16 protein-coding genes are annotated in these 19,011 nt (G+C 74.6%); 12 read left to right on the forward strand and 4 right to left on the reverse strand.

Translation table 11 applies throughout. The features are described from left to right. The first annotated feature begins 23 nt into the window (after nt 1-23). The 3 genes from MY520_RS05785 (at nt 24) to MY520_RS05795 (ending at nt 4,988) form a co-directional block, all read left to right on the forward strand. On the forward strand, nt 24-1,619 hold the full coding sequence (locus MY520_RS05785) for a glycosyl hydrolase family 28-related protein (protein ID WP_436690993.1): 1,596 nt from the start codon (nt 24-26) through the stop codon (nt 1,617-1,619). A 27-nt stretch (nt 1,620-1,646) separates the two neighbouring features. Continuing rightward, nucleotides 1,647-3,278: a glycosyl hydrolase family 28-related protein gene (locus tag MY520_RS05790; RefSeq protein WP_436690995.1), complete on the forward strand. Its 1,632-nt coding sequence runs from the start codon at nt 1,647-1,649 to the stop codon at nt 3,276-3,278. 171 nt (nt 3,279-3,449) lie between these two features. Further along, nucleotides 3,450-4,988 (forward strand): glycosyl hydrolase family 28-related protein, encoded by a 1,539-nt coding sequence (locus MY520_RS05795; protein WP_436690997.1) that lies wholly within the window; start codon nt 3,450-3,452, stop codon nt 4,986-4,988. Between the two features lie 5 nt (nt 4,989-4,993). Here the strand turns inward: MY520_RS05795 and MY520_RS05800 are convergent, their stop codons facing one another. Then, complete coding sequence (locus MY520_RS05800) at nt 4,994-6,529, reverse strand: amidase (protein ID WP_436690999.1); 1,536 nt, start codon at nt 6,527-6,529, stop codon at nt 4,994-4,996. A 113-nt stretch (nt 6,530-6,642) separates the two neighbouring features. Between MY520_RS05800 and MY520_RS05805 the strand changes: the two genes are divergently transcribed. Further along, entirely contained in the window at nt 6,643-7,392 is a 750-nt protein-coding gene (locus tag MY520_RS05805) for a trimeric intracellular cation channel family protein (RefSeq protein WP_436691001.1), read from the forward strand. A 2-nt stretch (nt 7,393-7,394) separates the two neighbouring features. Here the strand turns inward: MY520_RS05805 and MY520_RS05810 are convergent, their stop codons facing one another. Then, nucleotides 7,395-10,229, reverse strand: a complete 2,835-nt coding sequence (locus MY520_RS05810) for a SpoIIE family protein phosphatase (protein ID WP_436691003.1) — start codon at nt 10,227-10,229, stop codon at nt 7,395-7,397. A 192-nt stretch (nt 10,230-10,421) separates the two neighbouring features. On the opposite strand from MY520_RS05810, the gene MY520_RS05815 reads away from it, so the two are divergent. Next, on the forward strand, nt 10,422-11,516 hold the full coding sequence (locus tag MY520_RS05815) for an EAL domain-containing protein (RefSeq protein WP_436691005.1): 1,095 nt from the start codon (nt 10,422-10,424) through the stop codon (nt 11,514-11,516). Between the two features lie 73 nt (nt 11,517-11,589). Then, nucleotides 11,590-11,763, forward strand: coding sequence for a DUF1059 domain-containing protein (locus MY520_RS05820; RefSeq protein WP_436691007.1), 174 nt, complete (start codon nt 11,590-11,592; stop codon nt 11,761-11,763). Nucleotides 11,764-11,815: 52 nt separating this feature from the next. Here MY520_RS05820 and MY520_RS05825 read toward each other — a convergent pair whose 3' ends face one another. Then, nucleotides 11,816-12,739, reverse strand: coding sequence for an aldo/keto reductase (locus tag MY520_RS05825; protein ID WP_436691009.1), 924 nt, complete (start codon nt 12,737-12,739; stop codon nt 11,816-11,818). A gap of 156 nt (nt 12,740-12,895) precedes the next feature. Here MY520_RS05825 and MY520_RS05830 point away from each other — a divergent pair, with 156 nt between their 5' ends. The 6 genes from MY520_RS05830 to MY520_RS05855 all read left to right on the forward strand — a co-directional run bounded on the left by MY520_RS05830 (nt 12,896) and on the right by MY520_RS05855 (nt 18,230). Further along, nucleotides 12,896-13,258: an HU family DNA-binding protein gene (locus tag MY520_RS05830; RefSeq protein WP_436691011.1), complete on the forward strand. Its 363-nt coding sequence runs from the start codon at nt 12,896-12,898 to the stop codon at nt 13,256-13,258. 145 nt (nt 13,259-13,403) lie between these two features. Then, a complete protein-coding gene (locus MY520_RS05835; protein WP_436691013.1) occupies nt 13,404-14,660 on the forward strand; it encodes a serine hydrolase domain-containing protein in 1,257 nt (418 codons plus the stop codon). A gap of 109 nt (nt 14,661-14,769) precedes the next feature. Continuing rightward, nucleotides 14,770-15,630 carry a dihydropteroate synthase gene (gene folP / locus MY520_RS05840; RefSeq protein ID WP_436691015.1) on the forward strand — a complete coding sequence of 287 codons (861 nt, stop codon included), beginning with the start codon at nt 14,770-14,772 and terminating at the stop codon, nt 15,628-15,630. A gap of 65 nt (nt 15,631-15,695) precedes the next feature. Beyond that, entirely contained in the window at nt 15,696-16,076 is a 381-nt protein-coding gene (locus tag MY520_RS05845) for a VOC family protein (protein ID WP_436691017.1), read from the forward strand. 43 nt (nt 16,077-16,119) lie between these two features. Continuing rightward, nucleotides 16,120-16,545: a PaaI family thioesterase gene (locus MY520_RS05850; RefSeq protein ID WP_436691019.1), complete on the forward strand. Its 426-nt coding sequence runs from the start codon at nt 16,120-16,122 to the stop codon at nt 16,543-16,545. An 86-nt stretch (nt 16,546-16,631) separates the two neighbouring features. Next, the gene (locus MY520_RS05855) at nt 16,632-18,230 is read left to right on the forward strand and encodes an AMP-binding protein (protein ID WP_436691021.1); all 1,599 of its coding nucleotides are present in this window, start codon (nt 16,632-16,634) and stop codon (nt 18,228-18,230) included. A gap of 76 nt (nt 18,231-18,306) precedes the next feature. On the opposite strand, the gene MY520_RS05860 is transcribed toward MY520_RS05855, so the two are convergent. Then, nucleotides 18,307-18,942 (reverse strand): hypothetical protein, encoded by a 636-nt coding sequence (locus MY520_RS05860; protein ID WP_436691023.1) that lies wholly within the window; start codon nt 18,940-18,942, stop codon nt 18,307-18,309. Nucleotides 18,943-19,011 lie beyond the last annotated feature (69 nt).

The following is a 19,011-nucleotide window of genomic DNA, read 5'->3' on the forward strand; positions in this document are numbered from 1 at the left end:
TCCCCCGAAACGAGAGCCCCCCGATGTCCGACCGCACCCGCAGAGCCCGCCGCACGCCCAGCGGCCCCGAGCTGAGCCGCCGCGGCCTGCTGTTCCTGGGCGCGTCCGGCCTGGCCGCCGTGCCGTTCCTCGGCGGCCCGACGCCGGCGGCCCCGGGAGGCGGGCTGCGCACGGTGGGCGACGAGGAGAACGTCCTGGACCTCAAGGACTTCGGCGCGAGGGGGGACGGCGTCCGGGACGACACCCGCGCGGTCCAGCGGCTGATCGAGAGCTCGGCGCGCCGCAAGCAGATCGGGATGATCCCCAAGGGCACCTACCGGATCACCGCCAGCCTCCTCGTGCCGTCCGGGACGCAGCTGTACCTCGCCCGCGGCGCCCGGCTGCTCAAGGACTGGGTCGCGCCGGTCGGCCTGCAGGACGCCCTGCTGCGCAACGCCGACCTGTCGCAGCCGCTCACCGGCGTGCAGATCACCGGGCCCGGGACGATGGGCGCCCGCGACCACACCAAGACCGGTGTGGTGATCGGCCTCTACGGGCACGACGTGCTGCTGCGCGACCTCACCATCGACACCTACTCCGGCGGCCAGGCGATCATGTACGCCGGCGACCGGGGCCGGATCGACAAGGTCACCATCCGCAACAGCGCGGAGGAGACCGGCACCGGCGGCATCCGGGTGTTCGGGGGCAGCGACTTCCTGGGCACGAACTGTCACGTCGAGTCCGGCGACGACTGCTACCAGTTCGTGCCGATCGGCAATCCGCTGGCCGAGCCCGCCCTCTACAACCAGAGCATCGCGCGGGGCCGGTTCGTCGACTGCACCGGGCTCAGCACCGTGAGCCGGTTCATGGTCGCGCTGCTCGAGTTCACCGGTGGCGAGCCCGGCACGACGGACATGAACGCCTCGGTGACCGACTGCGCCTTCGAGCGGTGCAGTGGCGCGGCGACCAACCGGGGCATCGTGGTCAAGAACAGCCACAGCACGGGCAGCATCGAGCGGATCGCCTTCACCGACTGCACGGTCGACATGGCCGGCGCCGCGGACGCGTCGACGCAGGAGATCCGCATCCAGACCGACGCCGGCACGGGCGGCGCCATCACGGGGGTCACCTTCACCCGGACCAGCATCACCAACCCGGTGAACAGCATCCTGCGGGTCGGCGGCCCCAACATCAGCGGCCTGACCTTCGACACCTGCGACTTCGCCGCGCCGTCCGGCGCCGCTCCGCTCGTCGCCGTGGTGGACGGCGCCTCCGGCGTCACGTTCCGGGGGTGCTCGTTCAGCGGCACCGCGAAGAACGCCACCGGCGTGGCGACGAGCAAGCGGCTGCTGGTGGCCGGTCCGACCGCCCCGGTGACCAACCTGGTCGTCGACGGCAGCCGCTTCACCGACATCGGGAACACGTTCTTCGGCGTCGACGTCATGTCCGCCACCGGCGCCACGATCACCGGGTCGACCTTCACCGCTCTCGCCGGGGCGGCGACCGCCCGCGCCGTCCGGGTGCTGCCGGAGGCCGCCAACGTGGTCGTGGAGAGGAACGACGTCTCCGGCATCAGCCACGCCGCGCCGGTCCTGGACCGCGGCGTCGGCACGGTGGTGGCGGCCAACACCGGCGCCTGACCGGTCCGGTCGTAGTCTGCCGGCCTGATGGACCACGGCGTCCCGGACCGGCCGCGTCCGGCGGGCACCCCCGAGCCGTCCTCCGCGGGCGGCCGGCTGGTGACCCGCCGGAACGCGCTGCTGCTCGGGGTGGCCGGGGTGGTCGCGGTGCCCGTGGTGTCCGCGCTCCGCACCCCGGCGCCGTCCCCGTCGGGCGCGCCCGCGGCGCCGTCCCCGTCGAGCACCCCGCCCGCGGCGTCGGCGTCGCCCGCCCCGGGCGGTGCGCTCGACCCGCGGGACTTCGGCGCCGTGGGCGACGGCCGCGCCGACGACACCCGGGCCCTGCAGGACCTGGTGGACGCCTCCACCGCGCAGGGGGCGGTCGCGGTCGTCCCGGCCGGCACCTACCGCTGCACCGCCGGCCTGCTCCTGACCACCGGCGCGCGGCTGCAACTGGCCCGCGGCGCGCACCTGCTCAAGGACTGGGCGGCCGAGACCGGGCTGGTCAACGCGTTCCTGCGCAACCGCGACCTCGCGGTGAAGGCGGACGGCGTGCAGATCACCGGGCCGGGCACGATCGGCGCCCGGGACCACAGCAGCACCGGCGTGGTCCTGGCGCTGTACGGCGACGACGTGCAGCTGCGCGAGTTCACCATCGACACCTACGCCGGCGGGCAGGCCGTGATGTTCGCCGGCGACCGGGGTCGCATGGACGGCGTCACCATCCGCAACAGCGCGGTGTCCACCGGCACCGGCGGGATCCGGGTGGTCGGCGGTGCGGACTTCCTCGCGACCGGCTGCCACGTGGAGTCCGGCGACGACTGCCTGCAGTTCGTGCCGATCGGCAACCCCGACGCCGTCCTCTACGACATGGACATCACCGGCGGCAGCTTCGTCGGGTGCACCGGCACCAGCACCACCAGCCGGTTCATGGTGGCGCTGCTGGAGTTCACCGGCGGGGAGCCCGGCACGACCGACATGTCCGCCTCGGTCGTCGACTGCTCCTTCCGCGACTGCCGCGGGGCGGGCACCAACCGCGGCATCGTCGTCAAGAACACGCACAGCCAGGGCCGCATCGCCGGCGTCTCGTTCACCGACTGCTCGGTGGACATGTCGGGCGCCGCCGACGCGGAGACTCAGGAGATCCGCATCCAGACCGACCCGGCCTCGCGCGGGTCGATCTCCGGGATCACCTTCACCCGGACCGACGTCACCCGCCCGGTCAACAGCACGGTGCGCATCGGCGGGCCGGGCATCAGCGCCGTCACCTTCGACGGCTGCGTCTTCACCGCGCCGTCGGGCGCGTCCCCGCTGACCCTCGTCGCCGACCAGGTCGACCAGCTCGTGGTGCGGGGCTGCACGTTCACCGGCGCAGCCGGCAAGCGCCAGCTCGTGGCCGGACCGGGGCAGGGCGTGACGGCGCTGTCGGTGGAGGACAGCCGGTTCACCGACGTCCCCGACGGCGTCTGGGCCGTCGACCTGCTCGGCGCCCCCGGCGCGCGCGTCGCCGGCTCGACCTTCCAGGCCGCCCCCGGCGCGACGGACGCCCGGGCGATCCGGGTGTCGCCGGCGTCCACCGGGGTCGTGATCGAGCACAACGACGTCACCGGGATCGGCCACCCGGCGCCGATCACCGACCGTGCCGACGGCACGACGATCCGGGGCAACCGCGGCGCCTGACCCCCTCGGGCGCTCACCGTCGGTAGTCCCCTCGGGCGCGGTCCGGCACGGATCACGGAGCGCCGTCCGCACCGCGCGACCCGACTGGCGGACGGGTCGGTTCCGCTGCATCCTTCCCGCACCATGCACCGGGGCGCCGGGAGACGCTCCTCGAGTGACGGGCCTTTCCCCATGGACGTCGACACCGCCAGCCCCCCGCCCCGCTCCCCGATCCTGGCCGCCTACCCGGTGCTCAGCCGGCGCGACGTCCTGGTCGTCGGGGGCCTCGCCGCCCTGCCGCTGCTCGTGCCGTGGGGGCACCCCCGGGCGTCGGGGGCGGTGGTCCTCAACCTCCGGGACTACGGCGCCGTGGGCGACGGCGTCGCCGACGACACCGCCGCCGTGCAGAAGCTCATGGACGCGACGGCGACGCAGGCGGCCGTCGGCGTGGTCCCGGCCGGCACCTACCGCTGCACGAGCAGCCTGCACCTGCGCACCGGGGTGCAACTGCAGCTGGAGAGCGGCTCCAAGCTGCTCAAGGACTGGGCCGTGGCCCCCGGCCTCGCCGGCGCGTTCCTCCGCAACGCCGACTTCGCGGCACGGGCGAACGCGGTCCGGATCACCGGGCCGGGCACGATCGGCGCCCGGGACCACAGCCGGACCGGCGTGATCCTGGCCGTGTACGGCGACGACGTGCTGCTGCGCGACTTCACCATCGACACGTACGCCGGCGGGCAGGCGGTCATGTTCGCCGGCGACCGGGGCCGCATGGAGCGGGTGCGCATCGTCAACAGCGCGCGGACCACCGGCACCGGGGGCATCCGGGTGATCGGTGGCACCGGCTTCCTCGCGACCGCGTGCCACGTGGAGTCCGGCGACGACGCCCTCCAGTTCGTGCCCATCGGCGACCCGAGTGCCCTGCTCTACGACCTGCCGATCAGCGGGGGCAGCTTCGTCGGGTGCACCGGCGCCAGCACCACCTGCCGGTTCATGGTCGCCCTGCTGGAGTGGACCGGCGGCGACACGGCCATGAGGAACGCCGCGATCACCGACTGCTCCTTCCGCGACTGCCGGGGGAAGGGCGCCAACCGCGGCATCGTGGTCAAGAACTCACACGGCACCAAGGCCATCGCGCGGCTGTCGTTCACCGACTGCGCGGTCGACATGGCCGGCGCCGCGGACGCCCAGGCGCAGGAGATCCGCATCCAGACCGAGCCGGGGCGGGGAGCGATCACCGACCTCACCTTCACCCGGACCAGCATCACCAACCCGGTGAACAGCGTGCTGCGGACCAGCGGCCCCGGCACCAGGGGCGTCACCTTCGACCAGTGCACCTTCGCGGCCCCGTCGGGCGGCACGGACGTCGTCGCGGTGGTCGACGGGGGCGCGAACGTGCGGATGCGGCGGTCCTCGTTCGCCGGCACCCGGGGGAAGCGGGTGCTCGTCGCCGGGCCCATCGCGCCGGTGGGCAGCCTGACGGTCGAGGAGTGCCGGTTCACCGACATCGGCAACGACCGGTGGGGGGTCGACCTGGTCGCCGCTCCCGGGGCGCGCGTGGCGACCTCGACCTTCACGCGGGCCGCAGGGACCACGACCGCCCGTGCGGTCCGGGTCTCGGCGGCGTGCAGCGGAGTGGTCATCGAGGGCAACGACCTCACCGGGCTCACCAGCACGACCAAGATCACCGACAACGGGACCGGCACGATCCTCCGCAACAACCGCGGCGCCTGACCTCCTCAGCGGGACGGCGGGCGCGGAAAGCCGCCGACCAGCTGCTCGAAGGCGTGCGCCACCTTCAGGCAGGTGGTGTCCTCGAACCGGCGGCCGACCAGCATCATGCCGACCGGGAGCCCCTGCGAGAGCCCGGCCGGGACGCTGGTGGCCGGGTGCCCGCTCACGTCGAACGGCGCGCAGTTGACGATCATCTCCAGCGCCCGGGCGACCCGGACCTCGATCGGGTCGTCCGCCGCCGGGATCTCGGGGGCGACCATCGGCACGGTGGGCATGACCAGCAGGTCGACGTCGGCCAGCGCGGCGTCGTACTGCCGGCGCACCTCGACGGCCAGGTTCTGCGCCATCGCGTAGTGCCGGGTCTGCTCCCGCTCCATCGACCAGCGGCCGGCCAGCGCCACCGCGGTCACCGTCGGCGACCACCGGTCGACCACCTCGCGGCGCTGGCGGCCGTAGTGGGCGACCAGCTCCGGGTCGTAGCGGCCCTCGTAGTTCCACCCGTAGCCGTTGCCCTCGATCATCTGCACCGTGCCGCCGTCGGTGGCGATGACGTTCCAGACGTGCAGGGCGTGCCGGTGCCAGGGCAGGTCGACGTCGACCACCTCGATGCCCAGCTCGCGCAGCCGGCCCGCGGCCGCGCGCACCGTGTCGTCCACGCCCGGCTCGGAGAGCTCCTCCCAGCCGAAGCCCTGGGCGACGACGCCGACCCGCAGGCCGGACACGTCCCCGCCGAGGGCATCCGCGTACTGCTCGGGGGCCAGGTCGGCGGGCTGGCGCGGGTCGTTCCCGTCGCGGCCGGCCAGGACGTCCAGCACGGCCGCGGCATCGGCGACCGTGCGGGTCATCGGGCCGAGGTGGTCGAGCGTCAGCTCGATGGGGAACGCCCCGGTGTAGGGCACCAGGCCGTGCGTGGGCTTGTGGCCGACGATGCCCGAGAACGCGGCGGGCATGCGGATCGACCCGCCCTGGTCCCCGCCGAGGGCGAGGTCGACCTCGCCGGCGGCGACCAGGGCGGCGCTGCCGCTGGAGCTGCCGCCGGTCGTGCGGGACGGGTCCCAGGGGTTGCGCACGGGGCCGGTGACCGACGTGTGGCTGCCGCCGGAGAAGCAGAGGTCCTCGCAGACGGCCTTGCCCGCGACCGTCGCACCCGCCTCGAGCAGGCGGGTCACCACCGTCGCGTCCTCGGCCGGCACGTAGCCCTCGACGGTGTGCGAGCCGTTCATCATCGGGACGCCGGCGACGGCGATGTTGTCCTTGACCGCCACGGTCCGCCCGGCCAGGGGACCGTCGGCGGCACCGTGGATGTCGGTGGTCACGTACCAGGCACCGAGCGGGTTGTCGGTCTCGGCGGGGCGGGTGCTCGGCCGGTCGCCCGGCGCCTGCGGGGCGATGCCGGCGTAGAGCTCCTCGACCGCGTCGTAGGACGTGAGGAAGGCGGCGACGATCGGCGTGTAGGCGGCCACCTCCTCCGGGGTGGGCTTCATGCCGTAGCTGGCCGCCAGCGCGGCGACCTCGTTCTCGTCCGGCGGGCGTACGGGCACGGCTGCCTCCTCGGGTGCGGCGGGGTGCACTGGTGCTGCGCAAGCTTGCGACGCCGCGGCCGTCCTGTCACCAGCAGCGGGAGCCGTCCGGCGGCCAGGGAGAATGCCCGGCCGTGGAGATCCTCGCGGCCGCGACCGAGACCCTGCGGGTGCCGGCCCTGGTCGACCTCGCGGCGATCGTCGTGGGCGCGCTCACCGGCGGCCTGCTGGCGGCGCGCGAGGGGTTCGCGGTGTCCGGCGTCCTGCTGCTGGCGGTCAGCGGCGGGCTCGGGGGCGGGCTGATCCGCGACGTCCTGCTCGCGGAGGGCCCGCCGGTGGCGCTGACCAACCGGGCCTACCTGCCCACGGTCGCGGTCACGGCGATGGTCACGTTCTACTTCTCCGGCTGGCTGTCCCGGCTGACCGGCCTGCTCGTGGTGCTGGACGCCGTCACACTCGGGTTCTTCACCGTCATCGGCGCGCAGAAGGCCCAGCTGGCCGGCCTGCCCAGTGCCTCGGTGGTCTTCATCGGGACGCTGACGGCGGTCGGCGGCGCGCTCATCCGCGACGTCCTGCTCGCCCAGCGGGCCGACATCGTGCAACCGGGCCCCTACAACGCCGTCGCCGCCCTGCTCGGCGCGACCGCGCTGACACTGCTCGCCGGGCCCGCCGGCCTGGACCCCATCCCGGTCGCGGCGCTGGTCATCGTCCTGGTCGCGACGCTGCGCGTGCTGTCGGTGTGGCGCGGGTGGACCGCACCGGTCGCCGTGGACCTGCCCGGGCAGGCGCGCCGCCGGCTCCGGCGGAGCCGCACCGGGGACGGCACCCGCCGGCGCCGCCGCGCCGAGCGCGGCACCCGCTGGCGCCGCCGCGACCGGACCTGACGTCAGGTCGCGGTGCCGGCCCGCGGTTGGACGTCGGGCGCCGGCTCGATCCCCGGCGGGACCTGCTGCGGGCCCGCCTCGGCCGGGCGCGGCTCGGTCTGGCTGAACAGGCGGACGGCGAGGAGCGCGACGTCGTCCTCCGCATCGGGGAGGAAGAGCCGCTCCAGCACCTCGTCGCACAGCTCGTCGAGGGTCAGCCCGGCGGACTCGCGGAGCACCGTGACCAGCTGCTCGGTCCCGGTGTCGAGGTCACGGTCGCGGCGCTCGACCAGCCCGTCGGTGTACAGGAACACCGTGCTGCCGGCCGGGAGTACGGCGACCCGATCGCTGCGCGACGTCCCGGGCAGCACGCCGAGCAGCAGGTCGGCCGGCAGCGGGTCCAGCACGGTCACCTCGCCGTCGGGGGACACCACCACCGGCGGCGGGTGCCCGGCGCTCGACCAGCGCAGCCGGGTCCGGTCCCGCCGCAGGTCGGCGTCGTCCTGCTCGAGACGGGCCACCAGCGCGGTGGCCATCGTGTCGAGCGCCAACCCGCGGATCGCGGCGTCCAGCCGGCTGAGCACCTGGGCGGGCGGCGCGCCGCTGGAGTAGCTGATGCCGCGCAGCAGCCCGCGGACCTGCCCCATCGCCGCCGCGGCGCGGCTGTCGTGGCCGACGACGTCGCCGATGGCCAGCACGGTCGCGCCACCGGCCTCGAGGAACGCGTCGTACCAGTCGCCGCCGATCTCGGCGCCGGCCGCGGCCGGCACGTAGCGGACCACGATCTCGCAGTGGTCGGGCTCCGGCGGCGCGGTGAGCATGCTGTGCTGCAGCGCGTCGGCCAGCACCCGCTGCTGGCCGTAGAGCCGCGCGTGGTGCAGGGCCAGCCCGGCCCGGCGGCCCACCTCGACCGCGGTGTCGATCTCGGCCTGGGTGTGCGGTCCGCGATCGGTGCCGTTGAACAGCCCCAGGGCACCCAGCGTCTGGCCGCGGGCGACCAGCGGCACGACGGTGCCCGAGCGCAGGCCGAGCCGGGACAGCAGCTCCCGGGTCGCGGCCTCCGGGATGGCCCGCGCGATCCGGTCGCCGTCGATGTCGGGGAGCACCAGCGGCCGGCCGGTGCGGGTGACCACCGTGGCCGCGGCGTGGTCGGTCATCACCGCGACCATCGAGTGGACGTACAGCTCCAGCTCGGCGCGCAGCGTGGGGTCGTGGTGCGCCGAGGCCAGCTCGTGCAGCCGGCCCTGTTCGTCGGTGACCACCAGCCAGCACCAGTCGCCGAGGGTGGGGACGACGAGGTCGACGAGCTGGCCGATCTGCTGGCCGATGTCCAGGCTCCCGGAGAGCACCCGGCCGGTGTCGGCCAGCAGCTGCAGCCGCCCGTTGGCCTCCGCCATCGCGGCGACCGCGTCGGCGCGCACGGCGTCGGCCTGCAGCCGCGACGCGGTCAGCGCGATCTGGGCGGTCAAGCCCTCCAGCAGTTCGACGTCGCTCTCGCTGTAGGCGTGCTCGGTGGTCCAGACCACGATGAAGCTGCCGAGCAGCCGTCCCTCGACGCGCAGCGGCAGCGCGGCCAGCGCCCGGGTGCCCAGCACGGCGTTGATGGCCACCATCCGCGGGAACCGTGCCTCGGCCTCCGCCGCGTCGGCGAAGAGCAGCCGTTCCCCGTGCCGGGCCACGTACTGGGTGGGCAGCTCGTCGTCCAGCGGGGTCTCCACCCCGTCCGCCGGCAGCTGGACGTCGGCCTCGCTGGCGACGACGTCGACGATCCGGCGGGTCACGTGCAGGTACAGCTTCTCGTCGCGCGGGTCGAAGACCGCCAGCCCGATGGACTCCGCACCGAGCACCGCGGCGCCGCGCAGCGCGATCTCGGCCAGCTGGGAGACCCGGGTGGCGTTGGCCAGCTCCGCCGCGACCTCCGCGATGGCCGCGGCGCGCTGCACCGCGGCGATGCGCCGCTCCGCCTGGTCGCGGGCGGCGGTGACGTCGACGGCGGTCCCCAGCACCCGGACCGGCCGCCCCGACGGGTCGCAGACCACCCGCCCGCGGGAGACCGTCCAGCGCACGCCGCCGTCGACGCGGACGACGCGGGCCTCCACCAGGTACTCCCCGCTCGTGGCGAGGGCCTCCCGCATGGCCTCGGTCACCGCCGCGCGGTCGTCGGGGTGGATGCGCTCGGTCATGATGTCCTCGACCGAGTCGATCTCCACGGCGCCGTCGAGCCCGAAGATCGCCGCGCAGCGCTCGTCCCAGCGCACCGCGCCGGTGCGCAGGTCGCGCTCCCAGATGCCGATCGCGCTGGCCTCCAGGGCGACGTCCAGCCGGGCCAGCGAGGCGCCGATCGCCGACCGCGCGGCCGACAGCTCCAGCTCGGCGCTGACCGAGGCGGCCATCTGCTCCAGGAGGGCGGCGTCGTCGTCGGACCACGCCCGCGGCACCGGGTCGTAGACGGCGAGGACGCCGACGACGTGGCCGGAGTCGGCCACCAGCGGGGCACCGAGGTAGGCCGCGACCTGGCCCGAGGTGACCGCCGGGAGGTCGACCACCCCCGGGTGCACGGTGGCGTCGGGGACGACGAGGGACTTGCCGCGGCGGACGGTGATCGCGGAGATGGCGCCGGTCAGCAGCGCCGGCCCCCCGACGACGCCCGGCGGCAGGCCGTACCCGCCGACGACGGTGTCCTGGTCGGTGAAGAGCGTGACCTTCGCGTGCCGGATGCCCAGCAGCCGGGCGGCCAGGCCGGAGAGCCGGTCGAAGGCGGCCGGACCGGGCACCTCGACGAGCAGCCGGCGGGCGGCGGCGACGCGGTGCGGGTCGCCGAGGACGTCGGCTCCGGGTGGAGGGCATGCGGACAGCACCAGGCCGAGCCCCCCTCTTCCGCTGCTGCAGCGGACTCCCTGCGCCTGCCGCGACGACGCACCATGCTGACACGTCGGTGGCGGACGACACCGGATCGTCCTCCGAGCGCGATCCGGCGTCGCTCCCCCGCAGGGGTGAGTCCGGGGCCGGAGCCGGTCAAGCGGCCGGGCGCCCGGGACGATGCCGACTGCATGCCGGGGACCCGAGTGCGCACCCTGCCGGACTGCCGGCCGCTGCTCGCCGACCCCGACGACCTGACGCTGGCCTTCCAGCCGATCGTCGACCTCGCCGCCGCGCGCATCGCCGGCTACGAGGCCCTCTCCCGCTTTCCCGGCACCGCCGGGCCGGACGTCTGGTTCTCCGCGGCGGCCGAGTGGGGGGTGGCCGCCGAGCTGGAGGCACTGGCGATCACCAAGGCGCTCGACGCCGTGCCGCTGCTGCCCGAGAACACCTTCCTCACCGTCAACGTCAGCCCGAACCTGCTCGGCAGCGCGCCGGTGCAGGACGCCCTGGCCGGGCGGCCCGACCTGGCCCGCGTGGTCGTCGAGCTCACCGAGCACTCCCCTGTCGACGACCCCGCGGAGCTGCGCCGGCAGACCGACCTGCTGCGTGCCCGTGGCGCGCTGATCGCGCTGGACGACGCCGGCGCCGGCTACTCCGGGCTGCACCAGATGGCCACCCTGCGCCCCCAGCTGGTCAAGCTCGACCGCGCGCTGGTCACCGGCGCCGACAACGACCCCGTCCGCGTCGCGCTGGCCGAGCTGGTCGGCGAGTTCGCCGGCCGCATCGACGCCTGGCTCCTGGCCGAGGGCATCGAGACCCCCGGTGAGCTGGCCGTCTTCCTCCGCCTCGGGGTGCCGCTCGGGCAGGGCTGGGTGCTCGGCCGCCCGGCGCCGTACTTCGCGCCCCTCGCCCCGGAGGTCGTGGACCTGCTGCACGCCCAGGTGGCCCGCGCCCGGCTCACCGAGAGCGTGGCCAGCCTGCTCCGCCCGGTCCGCCAGTGCGACGTCCGCGACGCGCTGCCCGGGATCCCGCCGGCGGTGCTGGTCGGCCCCCTGGGCGAGCCGGTCGGGCTGCTGCTGGCCGACGCCCGGACCGGTGCCGCGTTCACCGCGCCGGTGTCGCTGCGCGTGCACCCGTCCACCGACATCACCGACGCGCTGCGGCGGGCCCTCACCCGCCCCGCGGCCTCCCGCTTCGACCCGGTCGTGTGCACCGACCCGACCGGCGAGGTCCTCGGCCTGCTGCGGGTCGAGGACCTCGCCGCCGCGGCTGCGCGCCGCTGAACCCCAGACCCCGGACGCCCGCCCGGGCGGCCCGGCCCGCACCACCTCCACGACGACGACAAGGACCCCGACGATGAAGACCTTCGCCTGCGGCGACGTCATCCCCGGCTGCAGCGCCCGCTTCTCGGCCGCGGACGAGGGCGGCATCCTCGCCCTGGTCGCCGGTCACGCGGCCGCCGACCACGGCGTCACCGACGTCACGCCCGACCTCGTGGCCGCCGTGCGCCAGCACATCCACACGATCTGAGCCCGCACGGAGTTGATCCGTGGGCATGACGCCCACGGATCAACTCCATCGCTCAGGCCGAGGCGTCGGTGAGCGCCTGCCGCTCGTCGTCGGTGAGCACGAGGTCCTGCATCGGCAGCAGGTCGGCCAGCTGCTCGACCGACCGGCCGCTGGCGATCGGCGCGACGACGGTCGGCTGGTCGGCCAGCCAGCGCAGCGCGACCGCCGCGCCGGTGACCCCGTGGGCGTCCGCGACCTCCGCGAGCGCGGACAGCACCCGGTCGCCCTTCTCCCCCACGTACCTCGCCGCCCCCTTCGCCCGCGGCGAGTCGACCGCCTCGCCCGGCCGGTACTTGCCGGTCAGGAAGCCCCGCGCCAGGGCGAAGTACGGCAGCACCCCCATGCCGCGGGCGGCGACGACGTCGCGCAGCTCGTCCTCGTAGGCCGGCCGCTCCATCAGGTTGTAGTGCGGCTGCAGCGCGACGTAGCGGGTCACCCCCAGCCGCTCCGAGGTCTCCAGCGCCTCGGTCAGCCGCTCCCCCGAGTAGTTCGACGCCGCCGCGTAGCGCACCTTCCCCGCCTGCACCAGCTCGTCGAACGCACGCAGGGTCTCCTCCAGCGGCGTCGTCTCGTCGTCGTAGTGCGCGTAGTACAGGTCGATGCGGTCGGTCTGCAGCCGTCGCAGCGACCCCTCCGCCGCGGTGCGGATCTCCGCCGCCGACAGCGGGTGCTCCTTCTCCAGCGGCGAGGCCTTCGTCGCCACCACCACCCGGTCGCGCATCCCGCGATCGGCCATCCAGGCGCCGAGGATCTCCTCCGAGCGGCCCTTGCCGTAGGACTCGGCGGTGTCGACGAACGGCGCCCGGGTGCTCGGCGTCGCGTCGCCGAAGCGGTCCAGCAGCGCGAAGGACGTCGCCTCGTCCGCCGTCCAGCCGAACACGTTGCCACCCAGGCAGAGGTCGCTGACGGTGAGGTCGGTCCCGGGGATCTGCGGCATGGGCCCCACGCTAGAGGAAGGGCCCTCCTGCCCCCCGACGCTCGCAGGCTCGCGACGGGACCCTGCAGGAGAGCCGCGACCGTCGCCCGACCGGGTGGGACCGGTGGGACGTGAGGGACCCGTTCACCCCCCTCGGTGGCGGGCTGTCGTACCGGCATGGCACGGTGCCCCCGGTCCGGCCTCGGCACATCCGCCGAGGTCGGGACAGTTTCCGTCACCGTCGAGAGGACACCCGTGAACAAGGCAGAACTCGTATCCGCCATCGCCAAGCGCGCCGACGTGCCCGCCGCCACCGTCGACTCGGTGCTCGCCGGCCTCCAGGAGGAGCTGGTCGAGGCCATCACCCGTGGCGAGAAGGTCGCCGTCTCCGGGCTGCTCACCGTCGAGCGCACCCAGCGGTCGGCGCGGACCGGTCGCAACCCGCAGACCGGGGAGTCCATCGACATCCCGGCCGCGAACACCGTGAAGGTCACCGCCGGCTCCAACCTGAAGAAGGCCGCCAGCAACGTCCCCGTGTGACCGCCGGCAGCCCGGCGACGTCCCGGGGTGATCGGCGGCGTCGCCCGTCGGGCGGCCCCCCCGTGTGACCTGGTCCACAGCGCCGTGAGTCAGGATGCGGGGCAGGCGCCGCCCGACGGCGGGCGGCCCGCGGATCGGAGGACACGTGACGACGGCGCTCCAGGTGGACACCGACCCCGCCGAGGTGGGCTTCGACCCGGCCCGGCTGACCCGCATCGACCGGCGGCTGGCCCGCTGGGTGGACGAGGGGCGGCTGCCCGGGTTCCTCGTGACCGTGGCCCGCCACGGCCGGCTGGTGCACGTGGGCCGGTACGGCTACCGGAACGTGGAGGAGGGGCTGCCGGTCGAGACCGACACCCGGTGGCGCATCTACTCCATGACCAAGCCGATCACCTCGGTCGCGGCGATGATGCTCTACGAGGAGGGCGCCTTCGAGCTCACCGACCCGATCGCCCGCTGGCTGCCGGAGTTCGCCGAGACCCGCGTCTACGTCGCCGGCTCGGCGCTGAAGCCGGTCACCGTTCCGCAGACCGAGCCGATCCGGGTGTGGCACCTGCTCACCCACACCTCGGGGCTGACCTACGGCTTCCACCACACCCACCCGGTCGATGCGATGTACCGGGCCGCCGGGCACGAGTGGGGCACCCCGGCCGGCGCCGACGCCGCCGAGGTGTGCCGCCAGTGGGCTTCGATGCCCCTGGTGTTCCAGCCCGGGACCGAGTGGAACTACGGCGTCTCCACCGACGTCCTCGGCCGGCTGGTCGAGGTGGTCTCCGGCCAGTCGCTGGACGAGTTCTTCGAGCAGCGGATCTTCCGCCCGCTGGGCATGGCCGACACCTCCTTCGGGCTCCGCGAGGACGACGACCCCGAGTCCCTGGCCCGGCTCTACACCGCCGTCCCGGCGCAGCCCGGCGGTCCGGCGACCACCTACGCGCCGCTGGACACGATGGGCGCCGGCGCCCACCGGAAGCCGGCGTTCCTCTCCGGCGGCGGCGGGCTGGTCTCGACCGCCGGTGACTACCTGCGGTTCACCGAGCTGCTGCGCCGCGGCGGCTCCTACGACGGCGGCCGGCTGCTGGGCCCGCGCACCATCGCGCACATGACCCGCAACCACCTGCCGGGCAACGCCGACCTGGAGACCTTCGGCCGGCCGCTGTTCGCCGAGACGCCGCTGCGCGGGGTGGGCTTCGGCCTGGGCTTCTCGATGGTCATCGACCCCGCCCGCTACGGCGTGATGGCCAGCCCCGGCGACTACAGCTGGGGCGGGGCGGCGTCCACCGCGTTCTACGTCGACCCGGTCGAGGACCTCACGGTGGGCTTCTTCACCCAGCTGCTGCCCTCCAGCGTGCTGCCGATCCGGAGCCACCTGCGCACGCTGGTCAACCAGGCCTTGCTCGACTGAGGAGACCGCAGGCATAGGAAGCAATACCTACGTCCTGGCCGCCGGTACGTGGGTATAGCTTCCTATGCCTGCGCACGGGCGGCGTCCGGTGGTCTGGTTGGGTGACGGCGTGCTGCGCCTGGGTGCTCTCGACGTGCCGCCCGGGCGGCTCGTGGTCATGGCCATCGTCAACCGCACCCCCGACTCCTTCTACGACCGCGGCGCCACCTACGAGCTCGCCGCGGCCGTCGAGCGGGTGGACCGGGTGGTCGCCGAGGGCGCGGACATGGTGGACGTCGGCGGGGTGAAGGCGGCTCCGGGCGAGGACGTCGACGCGGCCGAGGAGATCCGCCGCACCGTCGACCTGGTCGCCGCCATCCACGCCGCCCACCCCACGCTGCCGATCTCCATCGACACCTGGCGGGCGGAGGTGGCGCGGGAGGCGCTGGCCGCCGGCGCCGACGTCGTCAACGACGCGTGGGGTGGGGTCGACCCGGAGCTGGCCGCCGTCGCGGCGGAGGCCGGCGCCGGGATCGTGTGCACGCACGCGGGCGGGCTGCCGCCGCGGACCCGCCCGCACCGCATGACCTACGACGACGTCGTGGCCGACGTGGTGGCCCGGACGACGGCGCTGGCCGAGGCCGCGGTCGCGGCGGGCGTGCACCGGGAGCGGGTCCTCGTCGACCCCGGGCACGACTTCGGCAAGAACACCCGGCACTCGCTGGAGGCCACCCGACGGCTGGACGAGCTGGTCGCGACCGGGTGGCCGGTCCTCGTGGCGCTGTCGAACAAGGACTTCGTCGGGGAGACCCTCGACGTCCCGCTGGAGGAGCGGCTGACCGGCACCCTCGCGGCCACCGCGGTGAGCGCCTGGCTGGGCGCGACGGTGTTCCGCGCGCACGACGTCGCGGCGACCCGGCAGACGCTGGACATGGTCGCCGCCATCCGGGGCGACCGGGCGCCGCTGCGCACCACCCGTGGCCTGGCCTGAAGCCCCTGGTCGGCGGCGCTGCGCAGGTCTAGCGTGCCCCGCACCAACGCCGAGGAGGTAGCGGGATGAGCGGCAGGGTCGTGCACTTCGAGATCCCCTTCGACGACGGGGACCGCGCGCGCAGCTTCTACAAGGAGGCCTTCGGCTGGCAGGTCCAGGAGATGCCGGAGATGAGCTACACCCTGGTCATGTCGGGCCCCAGCGGTGAGCAGGGACCGACCGAGCCGGGGTTCATCAACGGTGGGATGATGGCGCGCGAGGGCGGTCCCTCGGGCACGCCGGTCATCGTCGTGGACGTGGAGAGCATCGACGTCGCCCTCGAGCGGATCGAGGAGCTCGGCGGCGCCACGGTGACGCCCAAGATGCCGGTGGGCGACATGGGCTTCGCCGCCTACGTCCGGGACCCGGAGGGGAACGTCCTCGGCCTCTGGGAGACCGCCGGCTGACCCGCACCCGGACCCGGCGGCGGCCTCGATAGGGTCCCGCGCCATGGCCGCCACCGGGTTCCACACCGCCGACGAGCTCAACGCGCTGCTGCCGGGCACGCTGCCGGGCCTGCTGGGCCTCGCGATCACCGCGCACGAGCCCGGCCGGCTGGAGGCCGCGCTCGACGTGCGGCCGGAGCTGCTCGCGCCCAACGGGTACCTGCACGCCGCGACCGTCGTCGGCCTCGCCGACACCTCCTGCGGGCTGGCCACCCGGGCCCTGCTCCCCGAGGGCTCGACCGGGTTCACCACGATCGAGCTGAAGACCAACTTCCTCGGGACGGTGCGCGAGGGCCGGGTCACCACCGTGGCCACCAACGCCCACGCCGGCCGGACGACGCAGGTCTGGGACGCCGTGGTCACGTCCGCGGACTCCGGGAAGACGCTCGCGCTGTTCCGCTGCACCCAGTCGGTGCTGTGGCCCCGGTGATCCGTACCGGCGGGTAACCCCCCTGTGTCCCAGGCCACGTCAGGTGTGAGACTGGCGCCACACCTGACGAGATGAGGAGCTCCTCCGTGGCGCTGGCCAGCCTGTACCCCGACGTCGAGATCCCCGACCTGTCGGTCCCCGCCTACGTGCTGTCCGCGGGCGCGGCGCGGCCCGGGGCCGCGGCGCTGGTCGACGGGCTCACCGGCGACACGATCACCCACGGCCAGCTGACCGCCTACGTCGACCGCGTCGCGGCGGCGCTGCACGCGCGGGGCCTGCGCAAGGGCGACGTCGTCGCCGTCTTCTGCCCCAACACGCCCTGGTACCCGGTGGTCTTCCACGGGATCGCCGCGGCCGGCTGCGTGATGTCGCCGATCAACTCGCTCTACACGCCCGACGAGATCGCCTTCCAGCTGCGGGACTCCGGCGCGAAGGTGCTGATCACCGTCTCGCCGTTCCTCGAGCGGGCGATGGCCGCCGTCGACACGGCGCCGGTCGACGAGATCGTCGTCATGGACGGCGCCGAGGGCCACGCGTCGCTGCTCGACCTGCTCAGCAGCGACGTGCCCTCGGTGCAGGTCGACATCGACCCGGCCACCGACCTGGTCACCCTGCCCTACTCGAGCGGCACGACCGGCCTGCCCAAGGGGGTCATGCTCACCCACCGCAACCTGGTGGCCAACGTGCTCCAGATGCGGCCGATCATGAACGCGTCCGAGGGCGACGAGCGGATCATCGCCGTCCTGCCGTTCTTCCACATCTACGGGCTCACCGTGCTGATGAACCAGGGTCTGGTCGCCGGCACCGTGGTGACGCTGCCGCGCTTCGACCTCGACGACTTCCTCCGTGTCATCCAGGAGCAGAGGATCACCCGGGCCTTCGTCGCGCCGCCGATCGTGCTGGCGCTGGCCAAGCACCCGCTGGTCGACCAGTACGACCTCTCCTCGCTGCGCACCATCACCTCGGGCGCGGCCCCGCTGGACGAGGGGCTGGCGCTCGCCGCGGAGCGCCGGCTGCGCAAGGGCGCCGACACCGGCGTCACCATCGCGCAGGGCTACGGGATGACCGAGTTGTCCCCCGTCTCGCACAGCACCCCCGACGCGGGCATGGAGCCGCCCGGCTTCACCGGCCCGGTGCCGAAGGGCTCGGTCGGCGTGGCCGTGCCGAGCACCGAGTGCCGGCTGGTCGACCCGGCCACCGGTCAGGACGTCGGCTCCGGGGAGCGGGGCGAGCTCTGGGTGCGCGGGCCGCAGGTGATGAAGGGTTACCTGAACAACCCCCAGGCCACGGCCGACACCCTGGACGACGACGGCTGGCTGCACACCGGGGACGTCGCCGTCGTCGACGACCGGGGGGTCTACACCGTCGTCGACCGGGTCAAGGAGCTGATCAAGTACAAGGGCTACCAGGTGGCCCCGGCCGAACTGGAGGCCGTGCTGCTCGGCCACCCCGAGATCGCCGACGCCGCGGTCATCGGCGTCCCGGACGCCGAGAGCGGCGAGGAGCTGCCCAAGGCGTTCGTCGTCCGGGCCGCCGGCTCGACGCTGACCGCCGAGTCCGTCATGGAGTACATGGCCGGCAAGGTGGCGCCGCACAAGAAGATCCGGCTGGTCGAGTTCATCGAGCAGGTGCCCAAGTCCTCCGCCGGGAAGATCCTGCGCAAGAACCTCAAAGCGGCTCCCTGACCTGACCGCTCCGGGCGCACCGGCAGGGACACGGCCGGTGCGCCCGGAGCGGAGTCGGTGCGCCCCCCGGGGCGGGTCAGTGCGACGCGCTCCGCACGCCGGCGCGGCGGGCGAGCCAGCGGTCCTCGCCGAGCCGCAGGGCCAGCCGGACCGCGCGCGGCGCGGCCGCCACGACCTGCACCCGCTCGCGGGGCGAGCAGGCGTCCAGGAACCACGGGACGGCGAACCGCGCCGACCCCACGGCCGCCCGGAACCGGTGCTCGCAGCCGAGCAGCTCGCCGGGCCCGTGCCGGTGCTCGGCCCCGGGCTCCTCCAGCAGGTCGGCCAGCTCCGACCACGCCCGCGCCAGGCCGGGGGCGCCGGCGCTCACGCACGCCGCGAACAGCGGAGCGGCCGCCGCCACCGCGTCGCAGGCGGTCCGCAGCGCGGGGTCGTCGGCGCGCCCGGCCACCGCCCGCACGGTCCGGAGCACCCGGTCGGAGAAGCCGACCAGCTCCGCCTGCCGGCGCGGGCAGCAGGGGGCGTCGAAGGCGATCCCGGTGAGCGCGTCGGCCACGTCGCGGGCGCCGGTGCGCAGGGCCCGCCGCTCGACCGGGCAGGCGGTCCCGGCGCGCACCGGCGGTGCCGGGCGGGCGGCGACCTCGACGGGGGCCGGGACGGCGAGCGGGGCGGGTGCCGGAGCCGGGAGCGGGACGGACAACGTCGTCGTCATGCCCGGGACGGTGCCGGGCGCTGCTTCGGGCGCGCTTGCACCGCGCTTGAGCAGCCCACTTGGAGCGCA

The sequence above is a fragment of the Geodermatophilus sp. CPCC 205506 genome, from assembly GCF_051383635.1.
Taxonomy (GTDB): Bacteria; Actinomycetota; Actinomycetes; order Mycobacteriales; family Geodermatophilaceae; genus Geodermatophilus.